Genomic DNA, 18193 nt, shown 5'->3' on the forward strand with positions numbered 1-18193 from the left:
GGATTGAATGATGACTGTGTCGAACCGTGTGGCAATGATCAGCGGCGCATCGCGCGGCATCGGTGCTTCGATTGCCGAGAAGCTGTTATCCGAAGGCTGGGCGGTCAGCCTCGGGGTCAGGAATCCGGAGGCTTCGACATTCAACGGTAATGCGAATGCGCTTGTCTGCCGTTTCGATGCGCTTGATCCCGAGAGCGAGCGGTTATGGATAGAAGAGACGATTACCCGTTTTGGCCGGCTGGACGGATTGGTGCATAATGCCGGCATCATGACGCCGAAGTCCGTGCTGGAAGCCGAAGACGCGGATTTCGACCTGATCTTCAATGTCAACGTCAAGTCGCCGATGCGTCTCAGCCAGCTGGCTTGGCCGCATCTAGAAGGCGCACCGAACGGGCGGATCGTGACGCTGGCGTCGCTTTCCGGGAAGCGCGTGAAATCGGCTGGCTCGGGGCTTTATGCGATGTCGAAATTTGCGGCGGTGGCGCTCGGGCATGGTCTGCGCCAATGCGGCAAGGAAAATGGTGTTCGTTCGACGATCATCTGCCCGAGCTTCGTTGCGACCGACATGGGCAATGCGCTGGCAAGCCGCGACAGTTCCGAGCTGACCCAGCCGGAAGACATTGCCAACATCGTGCACATGGTTCTCGAACTGCCGAAGACTGCGAGCATTGCCGAGATACCGGTGCATTACAGCGTCGAAGACTGCTATTAAAAATCCGGTGTCGTCTGCCGAGCCGCGTTTTGCGGCCCGGCTTGACGCGGTTTTACACCTCTTCGGCCGGACCGATTTCGATCGGCAGGGCGGCGTTGCCGGCCCATTCATGCCAGGAGCCGACATAGATCTTCAGCTTGTCGAAGCCCGCGAGTTTCAGGCCGTAAAGCGCAGTCGCGGCACGCGCGCCACGGTGGCAATAGGTGATGACCTCCCGATCCGGTGACAGGCCCGCGGCTTCAGCGATCCGGCGGATTTCTTCGGCCGGGCGATATTTGCCGTCTTTCAGCACATCCTCGTAGAAAGCGAAATGCGAATGCGGGATACGGCCCGGGCGGGCGCAGCAGGCGTGGTGGAACGTGCCCTCGAATTCCGTCTTTCGGCGGACGTCGAAGATATCGGCATCATGATCCGCGTGATTCAGCACGTCATCTGTCGAGGCGACGAGTTCACGGGTAAAGCTTAGACCTTTTGTTTCGGATTGCGCGATGACGTCCGGCAAGCCTATTCCTGAAGCAATTTGGCCGCCTTCTGCCTTCCAGGCTTGGATGCCGCCATCGAGGATAAGGCCGCCCCTGAGGCCCACGAGTTCATAGAACCAGAGGCCGCGTGGCGAGATCATGCCGGTCTGTTCCTCGAAAAACACCGGGATGCGATCACCGCCGAGGCCCAGCCGGTCGAAGGCTTCGCGAGCGCCGGCGGCCATGCCGGTTATCCCCGCCTCGTCACTTTCGGGAATGAAATAGTCATAGACATTCAGGCTCACCGCGCCGGGAATGGTGGCTTCGCGCCATACCGCTTCGGGACGCACGTCGACGGGAACGAACTTACCTTCCGGAAGTAGCTTGATGAGTTCGGCGGCGGTGATGATCATGGCCGGATCCTTTCGGGAATGCGTATCATATGGACGGCAGAAGAGTGCCGATGTTCAGTGTGTTCGCCCGGCGCAGCACGCGGGCGGCAAAGGCGATGTCGAAAACGTTGAGACCAAAACTGGAGAAGTAGAGCGATGCGTCTGCGTCCGGTTGCCAGCCGTCGAGCAGCAGGGCGGGCAGATCCGCTGCTACACGCTCGGGTGAAAACTGTCCGGCGCGATACATCTGGAACAGGCTTTTGGCGCTCTTATTCGCAAAATCGCCCCAGAGATCGACGGTGATGAAATCGGTTGCCGCGATCGTTTCGAACATGACTTCGTGAAAGCCGATCTGCATGATCAGCCGGCCGGGCCTCACTGCGGATTTATCCAGAAACGGCTGTGGTGCCGACGTGCAGCAGATGACGACATCCGCATCGGTCAGCGCTTCATGCCAATCGGCATGAGGAAGGATCTGGGTGGCTGTGTCTTGCCCGGCTTCCGCAATCATCGGATCGAGATGGGATCGTGTCCGGTTCCAGAGTTGGATGGTTTCCACATTCGGAAACAGGGCAAGCAGCATGTCGAGATGGGTTTGCGCATGCGCGCCGGCGCCAAGCAGGGCAACGGATTTCATGCCCGTCGGCTTCAGGGCCTTGATCGCCGCTGAGGAGACGGCTGCGGTGCGCATGTGGGTCAGAAGTGCGCTTTCGACGCTGCCGACCGGTGCGCCGTCCGACAGGCGGTTGATGACGGTCGTGCTGCTGATGCTCGGAAGGTCGCCGATCGGTTCTCCCCGATGCACCGTCCATTTCAATCCGGCGGCATCATAAGCGCCGCCGACAAAAGCTGGCAGACCATAGGCCTTGTTGCGGGGATCGGCTCCGAGTGGCATGACGCTTTCGGCGACCATGCCGGCTTCGCCGCTGCGCAAAAGGCGGATTGTGGCGTGGATATCCTCGACCGCGGCCGCCCAGTGCAGCGCACCCGCTTCGATCGCATCCTTGCGGGAGAGATGACGGATGGTGTTCACGCGGCCTCCGTTTCGTCTGCGACGTATTCGAGCCAGAGGGAGATCGACTGGATGAAACGCCGAAAACCCTCGAGCGTCATGAACTCATCAATGCCATGCGCATGGCCGCCGCGACCGGCGCCGGCGAGCAGGAAGGATCCTGCATGGCGCGCAAATGCATAAGCAGGGGCTGCGCCGATTGCCCAGGGCCAGATCTGGGGCGGGGCATTGGCTGTTGTCTCGTAGCTTTTCAGGAGGGCCGAGACGCCGGGCGCATCGGCGCCAAAACGAAATCCGGGATAGCTGTCGGCAACGTTGAGGATGGCCCCCGGCGTCTTTTCGAGTGCCGTCCGGTACTGGCTCAAAAAATCCGCCGGGTTGAGCGAGGGCGGTGTGCGCAGTTCGAAAGCGGCACGTGCGCCATGCGGGATCACGCCATCGGTACCGAGAGGCATGGTTTCGAGGCTTGATATGTTGAAGGATGCAGTCGATAGGACGTGTTCGAGCAGTGTCTGTGCATCGCCTTCGAGAGAGAAGCATTCCGTCTTGCGGAAGCGCAGTTCGGCTGCAGGATCGAAAGCTTTTGCGAGATCCGTGATGATCCCGGCGGCTTCCGCATCAATCGCGGTCCTTGCCAGTTCGCCGGTTGGCGGCTTGCCGATCAGGGATAGGGCTTCGACCAGCCGGCTTGCGGGATTAGCGATCCACGGGGCGTTGCTGGAATGGATGGCGGCTTTCGGGCCACCCCATGCGCAACCATCGACCCGGACCTCTCCCTTGGCGATGCCGGAAAAGCCGAGATAGACGCGCGGCGCGCCGCCGCCATATTCGCAGAAAGAGGGAAAGATCGCAGACGCGCTTTTGCGCACAGGGCAATCGGGGTCAGCGAGATAATCGCGCATCGCGCCGCTGCCGCTTTCCTCTTCGCCATCAACGAGGATTTCGACATTGACGCGGAGTTTTCCAGCATCCGCCAGAGCCTTGACGGCTAAAAGCATGCCGGCGAGCGGCCCCTTGTTGTTCTCAGCCCCGCGGGCAACGAAGCTTGCCCCGATGCCTTCCAGATCGACGATGCCGCCCTTGAACGGATCGACAGACCAGCCTTCCGGCGAGGCGGGCATGACATCATACATGTTGTAGAGGATGACGGTCTTTTGCGCGCCGACATCAAGGCGGGCGTGGATGACCGGCGGCCGGCCCTTCGAGGATACCGCCGAGACGATGGTGGCGCCGAGTTCGGTCTTCAGCCAGGTGACGACGGCATCTGCCTGTCGGTCGATCTGCCGTTCATTGCCCTTGACCGACCGGATTTCGCACCACTGCCGGGTGAGGTCGAGAGCCGCGTCGAAGGTGGCGTCTGTGGTCACAGCCTGATCCTCGGGTTGAGCCAGACATAGGCGAGATCGACGAGAAAATTGACGATGACGAAGACGGCTGCGGCAAACAGAACGACGGCCTGAACGACGGGGAAATCGCGGTTCTGGATCGCCTCGACGGCCAGCCGTCCGATGCCGGGCCAGGCGAAGATGATTTCCGTCACCAGTGCGCCGCCGAGCAGCGAGGCGAAATACATGCCCTGCACGGTGATGACCGGGATCAGCGCGTTGCGCAGCGCGTGATGGACGATGATACGCCAGGAAGAAATGCCCTTGGCGCGGGCGGTGCGGATATAGTTTTCGCCGAGAACCTCGATGAGGCTTGCCCTGACCAGTCGTGTGATGGCGCTGAGATAATAGGCGCCGAGCGCAATCGACGGCATGATAAGATGCCAGGCCGAGCCGATGCCGCTCGATGGCAGCCAGCGCATTTTCAGCGAGAAGAAGATAATCAGCAGCAGTGCCAGCCAGAAGACCGGGATGGCCTGGCCGAGCAGCGAGATGACCCGGATGGCGAAATCGATGGCGCTGTTCTTGCGCACGGCGGCGATCGTGCCGAGCAGGAAGCCGAGCAGCGAACTCCAGACGAGTGCGGTCATCGCCAGAAGTGCGGTTGCCGGCAGGCGTTCGATCAGAAGATCAAGCGCCGGGCGCTGGAAGCGCAGCGACATGCCGAGTTCGCCGGTCACGGCACTTGCCAGAAAGCGCCCATATTGAACCCAGATCGGATCGTTGAAGCCCATGGCCTGACGAAAGGCTTCGAGTTCCTCGCGGGATGCATCCGGCGACATCATCAGGGCTGCCGGGTCGCCGGTCAGGAAGAGGGCGAAAAACACGATGGCGGAGACGCCGAACATGACGACGAGGCCCTGAAGCGCGCGGCCGGTGATAAAGCTCAAGGTCTTCATGTTTTTAAGCATTCCTGCTGTCGGCACGTCTTACGAGCCAGTCACCGATCAAATTGCAGCCGATCACCAGCGCGCCGATGACAAGGCCCGGATAGAGCACCAGCCAGTTGGCAAGCAGGATGAAGGAGCGGCCTTCGCCGATCAGGTTGCCAAGGGTGGGTGTCGGCGGTTGTACGCCAAGGCCCAGGAAACCGACCGAGGCTTCGAGAATGATGAGGCGCGGCAGATCTAGCGTCATCAGCACCGTGATCGGCCCGGTAATGTTAGGCAGGACATGGCGGAAGATGATGACCATGTTGGACAGGCCGATCGAGCGCGACGCATCGATATATTCAAGCTCGCGGATTTCGAGCGTCTTGGCACGGGCAACGCGTGCAAAGACCGCCCAGCCGGTGACGCCGAGCACAATGACGAGATTGCCCATGCTCGGGCCGATGACGGCAACGATGAGCAGGATCAGGAGAATGAAGGGGATGGCGAGCTGCACATCGACAGCCCGCATGATGATGATGTCGAACCAGCCGCGGTAATAGCCGGCGATCATGCCGAGCGTCGTGCCGAGCACGACGGAGATGACCGAAGCCGCAAGCACGATGGACAGCGAGATCGCCGTTCCAAGCCCGAGACGGGCGAGAAGATCTCGCCCGAGCTGGTCTGTTCCCAGAGGATGAAGCTCTCCGCCGATGACGGAGAGCGGCGGCTTGAATGTCGCGGTCAGGGTTCCGCGCACCGGGTCGATCGGCCAGAGGAGAGGCACGAGGACGCAAAGCGCCAGAACCGCGATCAGAAGGAACGTGGCAAATATCGCATCGGCGTTGTCCCTGACATTCCAGAACCGTGTCATGCGCGATTACTGCTTCTTGATGTCGAAGATCGGGATACGGGCGTCCGGACGTCCTTCGAAGGTGACCGACTTAGCCTTACCGTAAAGGGCATCTTCCTGATAGAGCGGGATGACCGGGACCTGCTCGGCGGCGAGATCCTGGATTTGGGCGAGAACCGCTTCGCGCTTTGCCGGGTCGACGATCGAGCGGCTTTCGTCGAGCAGTTTGTCCATTTCGGGAATGGAGGCCGTCGAATAGGGCTCGCCGGTCTTGAAGATGGCGTAGACGGCAGCATCCGCATCAAGCGTCTGGGTAGAGCCCCAGCCGAGCATGAAGATCGGGCCCTTGCGCGGCACCTGCTGGGTATAGACGGACCAATCAAGCACTTCCTGATCGATCTTGACGCCAATATCGCCGAACTGCTGGGCAATCGCCTGGGCGACTTCGCTATCCTTCATGTAGCGATGGGTGGACTGCATCTTGATCGAGAAGCCGTCCGGAAGGCCGGCTTCGGCGAGCAGCGCCTTTGCCTTGGCCGGGTCGTAAGCCGTGACGGCTAAATCCTTGTAGCCGAAGTCGGCGGCGCCGACCTGCGTTCCGCGCGGCGATGCCATGCCCTGCAGGATGTTGGTGACGATCGACTGACGATCGATCGCCATGTTGAGCGCCTGACGGACTTTTACGTTATCCAGCGGCTTTTCGCTCATCACCAGACCGAGATAGATGGTGAGACCGCCGTTCTTGACCTGGACGAGATCCGTATCCGGGCTGTCCTTGACCATTGGAGCGATATCGACGGGGACGTTCTCGATCAGATCGACTTCGCCGGTCAGAAGTGCGGTGATACGCGCCGTGCCATCCGGGATAGCGCGCCATGTCACCTTGTCGATCGATGGTGCGCCGCGCCAGTAATCCTTGTTGGCTTCGAGGATGACGTGCTGGTCGGGAACGAATTCGACGAATTTGTAGGGGCCGGTGCCGACCGGCTTGCGGGCGAAGACGTCGTTGCCGACTTCCTTCACGTATTTCGGCGGCACGATATAGGCCGGGTAACGGCTCATGCGAGTTGGCAAGAGGGGGTCAGCGCCCTTGGTCTTGATACGCACGGTCAGCGGATCGACGACCTCGACGCTTTCCACGGTGCGGATATAGGAGACCGTCGGGGACTTGGCGGCGGGATCGATAACGCGGTCGATAGTGAACTTGACCGCTTCAGCATCCATCGCTTCGCCATTGTGGAATTTCACGCCGTCGCGCAGCTTGAATTCCCATGTTGTGTCGTCAATCGCTGTCCAGGACGTTGCGAGACCCGGAACCAGCTTCATCTCCTTGTCGCGCATGACAAGCGTATCGAAGATGTTGTCAACGATCGTCGCGCTTTCCTTGAGGAAGCCGGGATCCATCGCAGTGGTCGAAGCGCCGCGACCGACGACAATGTCGGCAGCCGAAGCGATGGCCGTTGAGAGCGGCAGCAGCATGGATGCAGCGAGCGCAATGGCAACAAGTCTTTTCATGGTGGCCTTCACTTCCTCTGGAGTTGGTATCTGATACCCTGTCGATCTTGTCCGACAGGGCAATTATTGTTTTCTAAGATATATGATATATTCTCGATGGGCAAGATATGGGCATTTTCGATTCGGCGTCAAAAAACGGGCAATTTTTCCAAGGGTGAGGTCCAAGTGAGTACAGCTTTGTTCAATGCGGCTCCCCGAAAGAGCTTGGTGACGCATGTGGAAGACGAGATTCGCGCAGCTCTCATCGAAGGGCGGCTGGAGCCGGGCACCCGGCTTGTCACCAAGGAGTTGGCGGATTCGCTTGGCATGAGCATCACGCCCGTGCGCGAGGCGTTGGTGCGCTTTGCCGCATCAGGCGTTCTGACGGCCGAGCCTGCGCAATCCTTCAGGGTGCCGACGATGACGGTGGCGCAATATTCGGAAATCTCCGAAATCCGCAAATCGGTGGAAGGGCTTGCGGCCTTTAATGCGGCGTCGCAGATCACGACTGAGGAGATCGCTTCGATGAAGATCCTGCTCAAGCGATATCTTGCGGCAAAGGCTGACAAGGACCAGCACTTGGCTTTGACGCTGAACAAGGAATTCCGCTTCGTCCTCTATTCCGCCGCCCGTATGCCGACGCTTCTCGGCGTCATCGAACTGCTGTGGCTGAAGGCCGGCCCGGGGTTCAACTATCTTTATCCGGAGACCCAGTCGGGGAATGGGGATCATCATAATTACGAGGATCTGCTGATTGCGCTGCATGAGCGTAGAGCCGTCGCGGCTCGCGAAGCCATCGAGCATGCGATCGAGGATGGAGCGCGTATCGTCATAGAGGCGCTGCAACGGCGCGAGGCGCAGCCGGTTCCGGTCAAGTAGGTAGAAGGCGGACGTCACCCATGGGTAAGACATTCACAGCAGCCCATTGGGGCGTCTACGAAGTGAAAACCGATGAGTCGGAGCTGAGACTTGAAGGTTTCGCTCAGGATCCCGATCCGTCTCCGATCGGGCTGCATATGACAGCCAAGGACCTGACGGATGTGAGGGTCCGCAGGCCATCGATCCGTAAGAGCTGGCTCGAAAAAGGACCAGGCGCCGATCCGCATTTGCGCGGGCGCGAACCGTTTGTCGAAGTCGACTGGGATACCGCTCTTGATCTTCTTGCGGCCGAACTGGACCGGGTGCGGCGCGACCACGGCAATGAATCCATCTTCGGCGGCTCCTATGGTTGGGCGAGTGCTGGACGTTTCCATCATGCCCAGAGCCAGGTTCACCGCTTTCTCAACCTGATCGGCGGTTATGTTTCGTCGGTCGACAATTACAGTCTGGCTGCCGGGCGGGTGATCCTGCCGCACGCGATCGGCTCGACCGAATTCCTGCTGGATCGGCATACATCCTTCGATGTGATGGCCAAGCATACCGAGCTTTTCGTTACCTTCGGCGGTGTGCCGGTCAAGAATGCCCAGATGTCAGCCGGTGGGGCAGGGCGGCACCGCGTGGTGGCGGGCATGCTCGATATGGAGAAGAAGGGCACGCGCTTCATCAATATCGGTCCGGTTTCCGACAATATGCCGGTCGACAGCGAATGGATCGCAAACAGTCCGAATACCGATGTCGCGATGATGTTGGCGCTTGCCTATGTTCTTCACACCGAAGATCTGGCGCATCTGGATTTTCTCAGCAGCCATTGCGTCGGATATGACCGTTTCGCTGCCTACCTGACGGGCAACACGGACGGGACAGCCAAGACACCGGAATGGGCCGCTGCAATCTGTGGCGTCGATGCCGATCGCATCGCTTCGCTTGCCCGCGAGATGGCATGTCATCGAACGATGCTCAATATTTCCTGGTCGCTGCAGCGTGCCGTCCATGGTGAGCAGCCCTTCTGGATGCTGGTGACGCTGGCCGCGATGCTGGGGCAGATCGGCTTGCCGGGCGGTGGTTTCGGGGTCGGATACGGCGCGTTAAATTCCGTCGGTCACGACAATGTCCGCTTCAAGTCGGGTGCATTTCCGCAAGGGGACAATCCCGTCAAGGCGTTCATTCCGGTGGCGCGGATCACTGACATGTTGCTTAATCCGGGCGCGACATTCGCCTACAACGGCAAGCAACATACCTACACGGATATCCGTCTGGTTTACTGGGCAGGCGGCAACCCGTTCCATCATCATCAGGATCTCAACCGGTTGCTGAAGGCCTGGCAAAAGCCGGAGACGATCATCGTCAACGAACCTTACTGGACGCCGACGGCCAAGCTTGCGGATATCGTCCTGCCGGTGACCACTCCATTGGAGCGCAACGATATCGCCTCTTCCGGCGGTGAGGATTTGATCGTTGCCATGCGCAAGGTGTCTGAGCCGTTTGCCGAGGCGCGCAACGACTTCGATATCTTCTGTGGGCTGGCGCTGCGTATGGGCATCAACTTTTCCGAAAATCTCGACGAGGAAGGCTGGCTGCGGCGGCTGTATGGTGCAACCTCTGCAAACGCCCTCGAAAAGAAGGTCGAGATGCCGAGTTTCGACCAGTTCTGGCAGGACGGTATTTTCGATCTCAAGCCTGACGCCTGGCCCGTCGTGATGCTGCAAGAGTTCAGGGATGCGCCGGATGAACACCCGGTTCCAACGCCGTCCGGCAGGATCGAGATATTCTCCGAGACGGTCGACGGCTTTGGCCTCCCAGACTGCCCCGGCCATCCCACGTGGTTCGAGCCGCCGGAATGGCTGGGTAATCGGGAGAGCGACGATCAGTTCCATCTGATTTCCGACCAGCCGGTGCGACGCCTGCATAGCCAGCTGGATGCCAGCCCTTACAGCAAGGCCGGGAAAGTGAAGGGCCGTGAGCCGGTTCTTATGAATCCCACGGACGCGGAGCGTTGCGGCCTGAGTGCCGGAGATTTCGTCGAAATTCATAACCAGCGCGGCCGGCTCATTTCTGCTGTCTTAATTTCCGATGCGATCATGCCGGGCGTCGTCAGGCTTTCGACTGGTGCGTGGTTCGACATGGATTACGAACGCAATCTGGAACGTCACGGCAATCCCAATGCCTTGACGCTGGATGTGCCGTCGTCATCCCTGTCGCAGGGCTGCAGCGCCCAAACATGTCTTGTCAGTGTTAGAAAGATTGAAGATGAGTACGCTGGCGCCGTTGAGGCTTTCAATCACCCTAGAATCGATCGCTAATGACCTTCAAGGCCGGGCGATAGCTTCGGTACCACAGACGGGATAGGCGTTTCTGGGCATTCGAAGACGTGAGTGTTGATAGGCACTGGTTGCCCGACTGCGAAAATGGCGGCCGTCCGTCGTGGATGGCACGCGTCGAGCAATGATAAACCAGCGCTCAAAATGGTATGCAACTGGTTTGCATGGTGAGATGGCCACGTTATAAATGCAGATCGGAGATGAAGTCGTAGACCTTGCCGTTGTAGCGTGTCTCCGTGAACTCGATGGCGCGGCCGTCTTCGAGGAAGCAACGACGTTCGGCCACCAGCATCGGCGTCTGCGGGGCTGCCTGTAGCAGTTCGGCTTCGGCAACCGACATCACATCGGCGCGGATACGCTGGAAGCCGTGATGTGGCCGGGCGTTGAGCGAAGCCAATGTCGCGTAGAGCGAGTCTGTGACCAGCATGGCGTCCGGCAAGATAGACTTCGGCACGACGGCCCGTTCCAGCGCAATGGGAATGCCGTCGGCATGGCGCACGCGGATCAGGCGAATGACCTCTGTCTGCACCGGTAGGCCAAGCGCCATCGTTTCGTGAAGCGTGCCGATGACAGTGCCACGCGAAATCCACGAAAAGCTTGGTTCCATGCCACGCGCACGAATTTCGTCGGAAAAACCGGTGAGGTTGGGAAGATCCTTGCGGACGCGCGTCTGGACCACCGTTCGTGCGCCGTGGCGGCGATTGACCCGGCCTTCGCCTTCAAGCTCGGCGATGGCACGGCGCACCGAGACGCGCGAGATGTTGAGGCGCTCCGCCAGCAGCCGCTCGCTCGGCAGGCTGCGTCCGCGGCCCAGATGTCCGCCATCGATCGCATCGGCAAGCGCCATTGCGAGCCGCATATAGATAGGCGAATGGTCGTTCGAACCTCCAAGGCTGATGGCCAGACGGTCGAGCAGCGCGTCTCTCGGGGTTGTGGCCTCTCCGATGTCCTGCGGCAGTTTCGAGCTCAAGAAGGATGACCTCATTGGAATCCAAGGCGGTTGCAGCTGGCATGTCGTCTAGTTCTCTGAAAATTCCGATGAAGTTTCAAGTCCCGCTCGGTCGCGCCAAGCCCAGTTTGCAGACAGTGCCGGGATACTGGTTGTCATCTGGTATTATTTCACTTAGCGTGTGCCTTGCTGATAAAGGGTGTGGTAAACGTGCTTACTGAAATTCTCAAGAATGGCCTTATCGTTTCCTGCCAGCCCGTACCCGGCGGTGTGATGGACGACAGCCCCTATGTCGTCGCTTTTGCACTTGCGGCTCTTTCCGCTGGGGCGGCCGGACTGCGCATCGAATCGGCGCGTTACGTCGCAGCCGTTCGCGCAGCAACCGACGCCCCCATTATCGGCCTCATCAAGCGCGATCTCGATGACAGCCCGGTGCGCATCACGCCCTTTCTCGACGACGTGACGGCGCTTGCCGATGCGGGCGCCGACATCATCGCTTTCGACGCAACCGACCGTGTTCGCCCGGCAAGCGTGGCGGCGTTGGCGAAGGCGGTGCGTGACGCCGGAAAGCTGTCCATGGCCGATTGCAGCTGCGTCGAGGATGCGCGCCATGCACTATCCGTCGGCGTCGATTTCGTCGGCTCGACGATGTCCGGTTATACCGGCGGGCCGGAACCGGTCGATCCCGACATCGCGCTTGTCGCAGCTCTGCGGGAACTGACGCCAAACGTGATCGCAGAAGGGCGTATCCGCACCCCCGAACAGGCCCAGGCCGCCGCTCGCGCCGGTGCGGCCTGTGTGGTCGTCGGTTCCGCCATTACGCGCACCGAACATGTGACCGCCTGGTTCAGAGAGGCGTTGAGTGAGGTTAATGCCCCTGCTGCACGCCCGGTCGTGCTCGCAATCGATCTTGGCGGGACCAAGACCATGGCGTCGCTGGTGCAGGATGGTAAAGTGATCGAAACCGTATCGATCCAGACGGATCGCTCGGGCTCTCCGCAAGGCTGGCTAGATGCGATCGCGGCGGCTACCCGCGACTGGAAGGGCAGCTATGGTGCTGTCGGCATTGCTGTGACGGGTGCGGTGCGGGCAGGACGCTGGCGTGCAATGAACAAAGCAACACTCGGCATCGAAGGCGAGTTTGCGCTGGAAATCCGCGCTGCAGAAATCTTCGGCGCCTCGGTGGTCGCGGCCAACGATGCACAGGCTGCTGCCTGGGGCGAGTACAAGGCTTCCGAAGATCGCTCGGATCTCGTTTTCATCACGGTCTCGACCGGCCTTGGCGGTGGCATCGTCTCCAACGGAACGCTGCTCGGCGGCATTGCCGGCCATTTCGGACAAATGCGCGATCCCGATGGTGGCAGCCTGCCGCTTGAAAGCCGCGTCTGTGGTCCGTGGATCGCAGCCGAGGCAGAACGTCTTGGCCATTCCGGCGAGCCGAGAGCGGTCTTCGACGCGGCTGTGAACGGCGAGGAATGGGCAGGCGTCATCATCGACGGCGTCGCCCGTCGTTTTGCGCGGCTCTGCTGCGACATCCAATTGGCGATCGACCCCGCACGGATCGTCATCGGCGGAGGCGTTGGCCTCGCCACGGGCTTCATGGACAGGGTCAGGGCGGAAATCACCGCTCTTGCCCCGCCCGTGATGCCCGAGCTGCGGGCCGCGAAGCTCGGCGCCAGCGCCGGCATCGTCGGGATTGCCGATCTCGTACTGACACATAAGAAGACTTGAAGAAAAACCGACAAATCTCCGGAAGGGTAGAACCATCATGACAACATTTCGCAGCCTCATGGCCGCCGGTGTGGCGGCCCTCCTCACCACCGCAGCGCTACCAGGCCTGGCATCGGCAGAAGTGACCGTGCTCGGCTGGCCCGGCGGGTCGGAAGAAACTGCTCTGCGTGCCGCAGTAGAAGTCTATAACGCGCTCCCTAACACGGCCGACACCGACAAGGTCGAGCTCCTGTTCTTCAACCGCGACGGCTTTTACGACAAGTTGCAGGCAGACCTCGCCGCCGGATCGGACGCCTTCGACATCAACCTGATCGCCACCTATTCCATCGGCCGTTACGCGCCCTTCATGGAGCCGGTCGATCTGGGCACCGACGCCGAGAAGGTGTTCGGCAAGCCGATTCTGGAAACCATGCAGTTCGAAGGCAAGCAGTATGGCGTTCCGACCGACCTTTCGCTGCACTTCATGTATTACCGTAAGGACCTGATCGACGCGCTGATGGCCGACGACGCGGCCAAGGCCAGATATGCGGAAATCGCCAAGAAATACCTCGGCAAGGAACTCGCCCCCAAGGATCCCGACCAGTGGAACTGGGACGACTGGGCAGCGACGGCGCTCTATTTCACCAAGGCAGTCAATCCGGACAGCCCAGTGCGTTATGGCACCGTGCTGCAGATGAAGAACCTGCTGTTCAACATGATGGTATTCCAGTCCCTGCCGCGCTCCTACGGCGCAGACTGGACGGATGCTTCCGGCAAGGTAACAGTCGATTCTAAGGCTTACCGCACCGGCCTCGAGCTCTACAAGAAACTCTATGACGCGGGTGCTACGCCCAAGGATTCGCTCAGCTACGAATATCCCGAGACCAACGCCGCCTGGACTTCGGGTCAGATTGCCACCGCACTGCAGTGGAATGCCGCAGCGGGTGAGTTGATGAACCCGGACACGGCTCCCGCCGTTGCGGAAGACACCGCCGTCGTCGCACCGCCATCCGGTCCCGAAGGCCGCAAGGACCACATCCACGGCCTTGGACTGGGCCTCAACAAGAGCTCCAAGCACAAGGAAGGCGCGGTTCGCTTCCTGAAGTGGCTGGCGTCGGAAAATGCCGCCCTTGCCTACGCCAAGGCTGGCGGTTCTCCGGCTCTCGCACCGGATGTCGTTGCTAAAATCGCAGCGGACCGCCCCGATCTGGTCAAGCTCGGTGAGTTCGCCGGCGCCTATGGCTATGTCATGAACGGGGCCACGTCTGCCGGTGCGCTGTCGGTCTATGAAGCCCAGGCCAAGGAATTCACCGCTTATTGGGCAGGCCAGAAAAGCCTCGATGAGGCGCTAGCTGCAGCCACCCGGACCATGACCGATCTGCTCAAGAAGTAAGCGTCAACGCCCAGGCGTCTTGTCGCCTGGGCAAACCTTTGCGGACGGCATCATGCACAGTACCCCACAGCAACGCGAAGGGCGGCTTCTTCTGGCGCCTCTGGTTGCTTTCCTGATCGTTTTCCTGAGCTTCCCGGCCCTGGTCGACATCGTCTACGCATTGTCCGACGTCACTTTCCAGACCATGCGGGCACCCCAAATCGTGGGTTTCAGAAACTTCGGCGTGGTGCTTGCCGATCCCGAATTCTGGGCTGCCTGCTGGTTTTCACTTCGCTTCGGCGTATTGACCGCCATCATCGAGTGCGGGCTTGGCCTGGCACTCGCCATATTTCTTTCGCCGATTGTCAGCCGCCATGGCTGGACACTGGCTCTCATCATGCTCCCGATGATGGTGGCGCCATCGATGGTCGGCCTCATGTATCGCCTCGTGTTGCATGAATTTGCCGGACCGCTGCCCCATTACTTGACGCTCTGGTTTGGCACCAGCCCGGCCTTTCTCGATGCCAACAATGCCTTCTGGACACTGGTCGTGGTCGAAGTGCTGCAATGGACGCCGTTCGCCTTTCTGCTGTTTCATGTCGCCTACATCTCGATACCTGCGGAAATTCGCGAGGCTGCAGCGATGGACCGGGCCACTGCATGGAAGATTCTGTGGCGCATCGAGCTGCCGATGATGAAGGCGACGATCGCCATCGCACTCGGCATCCGCTTCATCGACGGTTTTCGCGTGTTCGACAATGTCTTTGGGCTCACCGGAGCAGGTGCAGGTGGCTCCACCATGTCGCTGTCGATCTATATCTACCAATCCTTCTTCAAGGGCGGACAGATCGGCCAGGCGGTTGCCGCCTCGGTATTGATGTTCCTGGCCTCGCTGGTCGTGCTTTATGGCGCCGCCGTGCTCAAAGCCCAACTGGACCGTAGGAGGATGGCCGCATGAACGCGCTTCGCTGGATCGTTTTCGCGGTCGCCGCCTTCGCCATGAATTTTCCGGTGATCGTGACGCTGATCACCTCCTTCAAAAGCGCCAAGGAAATCGCGATGAATCCCGGCTTGATCATCCAGGCGCCGACGCTTGCCAATTACGCCAGAGTGCTGACAGATACCAGCCGCTTCAATATCTACGCCTATCTTCTTAACAGCACTGTCGCGGCACTCATAGGTTCGCTGCTGGCACTGCTTCTGACGCTTCCGGCAGCCTATGCCATCGTGCGCACCGGCACCGGCCGCCGCCATCTCCTGCCGCTGGTGGCAAACCTGCGCGCAGTGCCGCTGGTGGTCTTCGCCATCCCGCTCTACATGATGTTCCAGTTCGTCGGGCTGCTCGATACCCGTCTTGGCCTCGGGCTGATCCTCACCATCGTCAATCTGCCGCTCAGCCTGATGATGATGGTCAATGCCATTTCTGACATGCCGACGGAGATCGACGAGGCCGCCCGCATGGACCGTGCCGGCGCGTTTGTGATCCTGAGGCGTATCGTGCGCCCGGTGATCCGACCGGCGGTCGTAACCGCTTTCATCTTCGGCTTCATCACCGCCTGGAACGAATATCTGTTCGGCCTGATGCTGACGACACGCAACGCCGTGCCCGTCACCGTCGGGGCCTCGTTCTTCTTTTCCGCCAGCGGCGGGGGCGTGCAATGGGGCGTGGCGTCAGCGGTGATGATCCTCGGTGCGCTGCCGCCTGCGGTACTCGGCATGCTCATCTATCGACAATTGACCGGATCCATGACCGCAGGCGCGGTCAAGGGCTGAGCCGGACGGACAGGGAAACGGATTGACCATGGCTCAGATCACACTCGACGGTGTCAACAAGGTGTTCGGCAAGAATACCGTCATTCCCTCTCTCAATCTGGAGATCGGCAAGGGCGAATTCGTCGTTTTCGTCGGTCCTTCGGGCAGTGGAAAGTCGACGCTACTGCGCCTGATCGCCGGACTGGAGGAGACCAGCGGTGGCAGGATCAGCATCGAGGGCAAGGATGTCACCATGACACCCTGCGGCGAGCGGGGCCTGGCCATGGTGTTCCAGTCCTATGCGCTTTATCCGCACATGACCGTACGCCAGAACATGGCTTTTCCGCTGGAAATGGTCGGCGAGAGCAAGGCTTCGACGGCGGCTAAAGTTGAAGACGCTGCCCGTGTTCTCGATCTCACCCGCTTTCTCGAACGTCGCCCTTCGCAGCTTTCGGGCGGCCAGCGCCAGCGCGTCGCAATCGGTCGCGCGATCGTGCGCAACCCGACGGCATTCCTGTTCGACGAGCCGCTGTCCAATCTCGATGCAGCGCTTCGCGGAAGCATGCGCCTCGAAATCATGAAGCTGCACCAGCAGCTCGAAAGCACGATGATCTACGTCACCCACGACCAGGTCGAGGCGATGACGATGGCGGACCGGATCGTCGTGCTCAATCACGGGGTGATCGAACAGGTGGGAACTCCGCAGGAACTCTACGAGCGTCCTGCCAACCTGTTCGTCGCCGAATTTATCGGCGCTCCGAAGATGAACCGCATCGGAGGCCGGATCGCGGCTGCGATGGGTGCTGAGACCATTGGTATCCGGCCTGAACATCTGAGGATCGTCGAGGGCGAAGGGACATGGCAGGGCTCGGTCGAGCTCACCGAAAATCTTGGCGCCGAAAGCCACGTGCATGTGCTTTGCGGCGAGGCGGGTTCTCTCGTTGTGCGCATGGCCGGTGCGCCGTCCGTCAAGGCCGGCGACAAGATCAATCTCTCCCCGGCAGAGGGGTTCACTTACAGGTTCGATCACGAGGGCAAGGCGTTGCGCTGACGCTCTCACGGCAAGAACTGCGCAGGCGCCGACTTCGTCTGCTCTCAGTCGGGTAACAGCTCACCCGGCGGTCGAACACGGTTAGACAGCTTGGCGGATATGCGATCGCAGGCCGCCTTCAATACGTGGACGGTGTGCTCATGTCGGCTTTCCCGGGTGTGACGATTGACGTAGGCGATGATGACCGCGGCCACGGCGTTGCCGTCTGCGCCAAGGATCGGGCAGCAGATGTCGGTAATGCCAACGAAATCGCGGCTTTCGCGCAATTCGTAGCCCCGGTCGCGTATGCGCGTCAGATGGGCCGACAACGCAGCCCTGTCGACCGGCGACGTCGCATGGGCATCGCATTCTCCGAGGATACGCTCAGCCATGTCGGGCGCCTGGAAGGCGAGCATGACCTGGCCGGAAGTCGAATCCGAGGCGAGGCGGCCATAGCCGAGCCGCAGGGTAAACGACATGTCATCGCCTCCAGGCACGGCCGCCGTCACGACCGTCAGGCCATGATTGATCACGACAAGGTGCGGCGACTGGCTTGTGTCATGGGCAATCCTGGAAAGTTCAGGCATGACCGCCGTCATCAGGTCCTGCGCGCTCGGCGTATGCAGGCCGAGCTTGAACAGCCGGTCGGTCAGGCAATAGGCATCCGTCTCCGGATCGCGGGTAATGTATCCCCGTTCCTGCAAGGCAACGAGCATCCGGAAAATCTCGCTCTTCGAGCGGCCGAGACCATCGGCAATTTCCTTCATGGTCAACGGGTTGCGCGCTTCCGCAAGAAGCTCCAGAACCTCCAGCCCCTTTGTCAGTGCAGGGGCCGAATATGCAGGTTTTCCCGCCTCGATTGCGGTTTCGTTCATCGGTCGAATCCTTGTCTTCACTGCAACCATATTAAAGTTCCGACCATATTGTCATTTGTTTCATATGCAAACTTGACTCCATATATAAAACTGTCACACTCGCCTCAACGAGAAAAAAGACGAGTGGGCG

At 60.3% G+C, this 18193-nt stretch carries 16 protein-coding genes; 8 read left to right on the forward strand and 8 right to left on the reverse strand.

Annotated elements, in window-relative coordinates:
- Positions 1-10: 10 nt before the first annotated feature.
- A complete protein-coding gene (locus tag FHP24_RS26625; protein WP_246091957.1) occupies positions 11-712 on the forward strand; it encodes an SDR family NAD(P)-dependent oxidoreductase in 702 nt (233 codons plus the stop codon).
- Positions 713-764: 52 nt separating this feature from the next.
- On the opposite strand, the gene FHP24_RS26630 is transcribed toward FHP24_RS26625, so the two are convergent.
- From FHP24_RS26630 to FHP24_RS26655, 6 genes are read right to left on the reverse strand one after another with little or no spacing between them, the layout of a single operon-like run.
- Positions 765-1586, reverse strand: a complete 822-nt coding sequence (locus tag FHP24_RS26630) for a sulfurtransferase (RefSeq protein WP_139679284.1) — start codon at positions 1584-1586, stop codon at positions 765-767.
- Between the two features lie 25 nt (positions 1587-1611).
- On the reverse strand, positions 1612-2598 hold the full coding sequence (locus tag FHP24_RS26635) for an ornithine cyclodeaminase family protein (RefSeq protein WP_139679285.1): 987 nt from the start codon (positions 2596-2598) through the stop codon (positions 1612-1614).
- A complete protein-coding gene (locus FHP24_RS26640; RefSeq protein WP_139679286.1) occupies positions 2595-3944 on the reverse strand; it encodes a M20/M25/M40 family metallo-hydrolase in 1350 nt (449 codons plus the stop codon). The genes FHP24_RS26635 and FHP24_RS26640 overlap by 4 nt, the downstream gene beginning before the upstream one ends.
- Positions 3941-4861 (reverse strand): ABC transporter permease, encoded by a 921-nt coding sequence (locus FHP24_RS26645; RefSeq protein WP_139679287.1) that lies wholly within the window; start codon positions 4859-4861, stop codon positions 3941-3943. Before FHP24_RS26645 ends, FHP24_RS26640 begins: the two co-directional genes overlap by 4 nt.
- A gap of 4 nt (positions 4862-4865) precedes the next feature.
- The gene (locus tag FHP24_RS26650; protein ID WP_139679288.1) at positions 4866-5705 is read right to left on the reverse strand and encodes an ABC transporter permease; all 840 of its coding nucleotides are present in this window, start codon (positions 5703-5705) and stop codon (positions 4866-4868) included.
- Between the two features lie 6 nt (positions 5706-5711).
- Positions 5712-7199 carry an ABC transporter substrate-binding protein gene (locus FHP24_RS26655; RefSeq protein WP_139679289.1) on the reverse strand — a complete coding sequence of 496 codons (1488 nt, stop codon included), beginning with the start codon at positions 7197-7199 and terminating at the stop codon, positions 5712-5714.
- 165 nt (positions 7200-7364) lie between these two features.
- On the opposite strand from FHP24_RS26655, the gene FHP24_RS26660 reads away from it, so the two are divergent.
- Both FHP24_RS26660 and FHP24_RS26665 read left to right on the forward strand, forming a co-directional pair.
- Complete coding sequence (locus FHP24_RS26660) at positions 7365-8057, forward strand: FCD domain-containing protein (protein ID WP_210237874.1); 693 nt, start codon at positions 7365-7367, stop codon at positions 8055-8057.
- Between the two features lie 20 nt (positions 8058-8077).
- Positions 8078-10357 (forward strand): molybdopterin guanine dinucleotide-containing S/N-oxide reductase, encoded by a 2280-nt coding sequence (locus tag FHP24_RS26665; protein ID WP_139679291.1) that lies wholly within the window; start codon positions 8078-8080, stop codon positions 10355-10357.
- A gap of 199 nt (positions 10358-10556) precedes the next feature.
- On the opposite strand, the gene FHP24_RS26670 is transcribed toward FHP24_RS26665, so the two are convergent.
- Positions 10557-11345: a GntR family transcriptional regulator gene (locus tag FHP24_RS26670; protein ID WP_180356139.1), complete on the reverse strand. Its 789-nt coding sequence runs from the start codon at positions 11343-11345 to the stop codon at positions 10557-10559.
- A 189-nt stretch (positions 11346-11534) separates the two neighbouring features.
- Between FHP24_RS26670 and FHP24_RS26675 the strand changes: the two genes are divergently transcribed.
- From FHP24_RS26675 to FHP24_RS26695, 5 genes are read left to right on the forward strand one after another with little or no spacing between them, the layout of a single operon-like run.
- Positions 11535-13055, forward strand: a complete 1521-nt coding sequence (locus FHP24_RS26675) for a putative N-acetylmannosamine-6-phosphate 2-epimerase (protein WP_139679293.1) — start codon at positions 11535-11537, stop codon at positions 13053-13055.
- Positions 13056-13092: 37 nt separating this feature from the next.
- Complete coding sequence (locus tag FHP24_RS26680; RefSeq protein WP_139679294.1) at positions 13093-14427, forward strand: extracellular solute-binding protein; 1335 nt, start codon at positions 13093-13095, stop codon at positions 14425-14427.
- A 52-nt stretch (positions 14428-14479) separates the two neighbouring features.
- On the forward strand, positions 14480-15364 hold the full coding sequence (locus tag FHP24_RS26685) for a carbohydrate ABC transporter permease (RefSeq protein ID WP_139679295.1): 885 nt from the start codon (positions 14480-14482) through the stop codon (positions 15362-15364).
- Complete coding sequence (locus tag FHP24_RS26690; protein WP_139679296.1) at positions 15361-16179, forward strand: carbohydrate ABC transporter permease; 819 nt, start codon at positions 15361-15363, stop codon at positions 16177-16179. The genes FHP24_RS26685 and FHP24_RS26690 overlap by 4 nt, the downstream gene beginning before the upstream one ends.
- A gap of 28 nt (positions 16180-16207) precedes the next feature.
- A complete protein-coding gene (locus FHP24_RS26695) occupies positions 16208-17209 on the forward strand; it encodes an ABC transporter ATP-binding protein (protein WP_139679297.1) in 1002 nt (333 codons plus the stop codon).
- A gap of 44 nt (positions 17210-17253) precedes the next feature.
- Here the strand turns inward: FHP24_RS26695 and FHP24_RS26700 are convergent, their stop codons facing one another.
- Positions 17254-18063 carry an IclR family transcriptional regulator gene (locus tag FHP24_RS26700; protein ID WP_139679298.1) on the reverse strand — a complete coding sequence of 270 codons (810 nt, stop codon included), beginning with the start codon at positions 18061-18063 and terminating at the stop codon, positions 17254-17256.
- Between the last annotated feature and the right edge of the window lie 130 nt (positions 18064-18193).

The sequence above is a fragment of the Aliirhizobium smilacinae genome (assembly GCF_006335145.1).
Classification (GTDB): domain Bacteria; phylum Pseudomonadota; class Alphaproteobacteria; order Rhizobiales; family Rhizobiaceae; genus Neorhizobium; species Neorhizobium smilacinae.

Bases quoted from the DNA above. Each gene is read 5' to 3' on its own strand.
- FHP24_RS26625 (WP_246091957.1), top strand. From the start codon at position 11: ATGACTGTGTCGAACCGTGTGGCAATGATCAGCGGCGCATCGCGCGGC.
- FHP24_RS26630 (WP_139679284.1), bottom strand. From the start codon at position 1,586: ATGATCATCACCGCCGCCGAACTCATCAAGCTACTTCCGGAAGGTAAG.
- FHP24_RS26645 (WP_139679287.1), bottom strand. From the start codon at position 4,861: ATGAAGACCTTGAGCTTTATCACCGGCCGCGCGCTTCAGGGCCTCGTC.
- FHP24_RS26650 (WP_139679288.1), bottom strand. From the start codon at position 5,705: ATGACACGGTTCTGGAATGTCAGGGACAACGCCGATGCGATATTTGCC.
- FHP24_RS26655 (WP_139679289.1), bottom strand. From the start codon at position 7,199: ATGAAAAGACTTGTTGCCATTGCGCTCGCTGCATCCATGCTGCTGCCG.
- FHP24_RS26665 (WP_139679291.1), top strand. From the start codon at position 8,078: ATGGGTAAGACATTCACAGCAGCCCATTGGGGCGTCTACGAAGTGAAA.
- FHP24_RS26680 (WP_139679294.1), top strand. From the start codon at position 13,093: ATGACAACATTTCGCAGCCTCATGGCCGCCGGTGTGGCGGCCCTCCTC.
- FHP24_RS26685 (WP_139679295.1), top strand. From the start codon at position 14,480: ATGCACAGTACCCCACAGCAACGCGAAGGGCGGCTTCTTCTGGCGCCT.
- FHP24_RS26690 (WP_139679296.1), top strand. From the start codon at position 15,361: ATGAACGCGCTTCGCTGGATCGTTTTCGCGGTCGCCGCCTTCGCCATG.
- FHP24_RS26695 (WP_139679297.1), top strand. From the start codon at position 16,208: ATGGCTCAGATCACACTCGACGGTGTCAACAAGGTGTTCGGCAAGAAT.
- FHP24_RS26700 (WP_139679298.1), bottom strand. From the start codon at position 18,063: ATGAACGAAACCGCAATCGAGGCGGGAAAACCTGCATATTCGGCCCCT.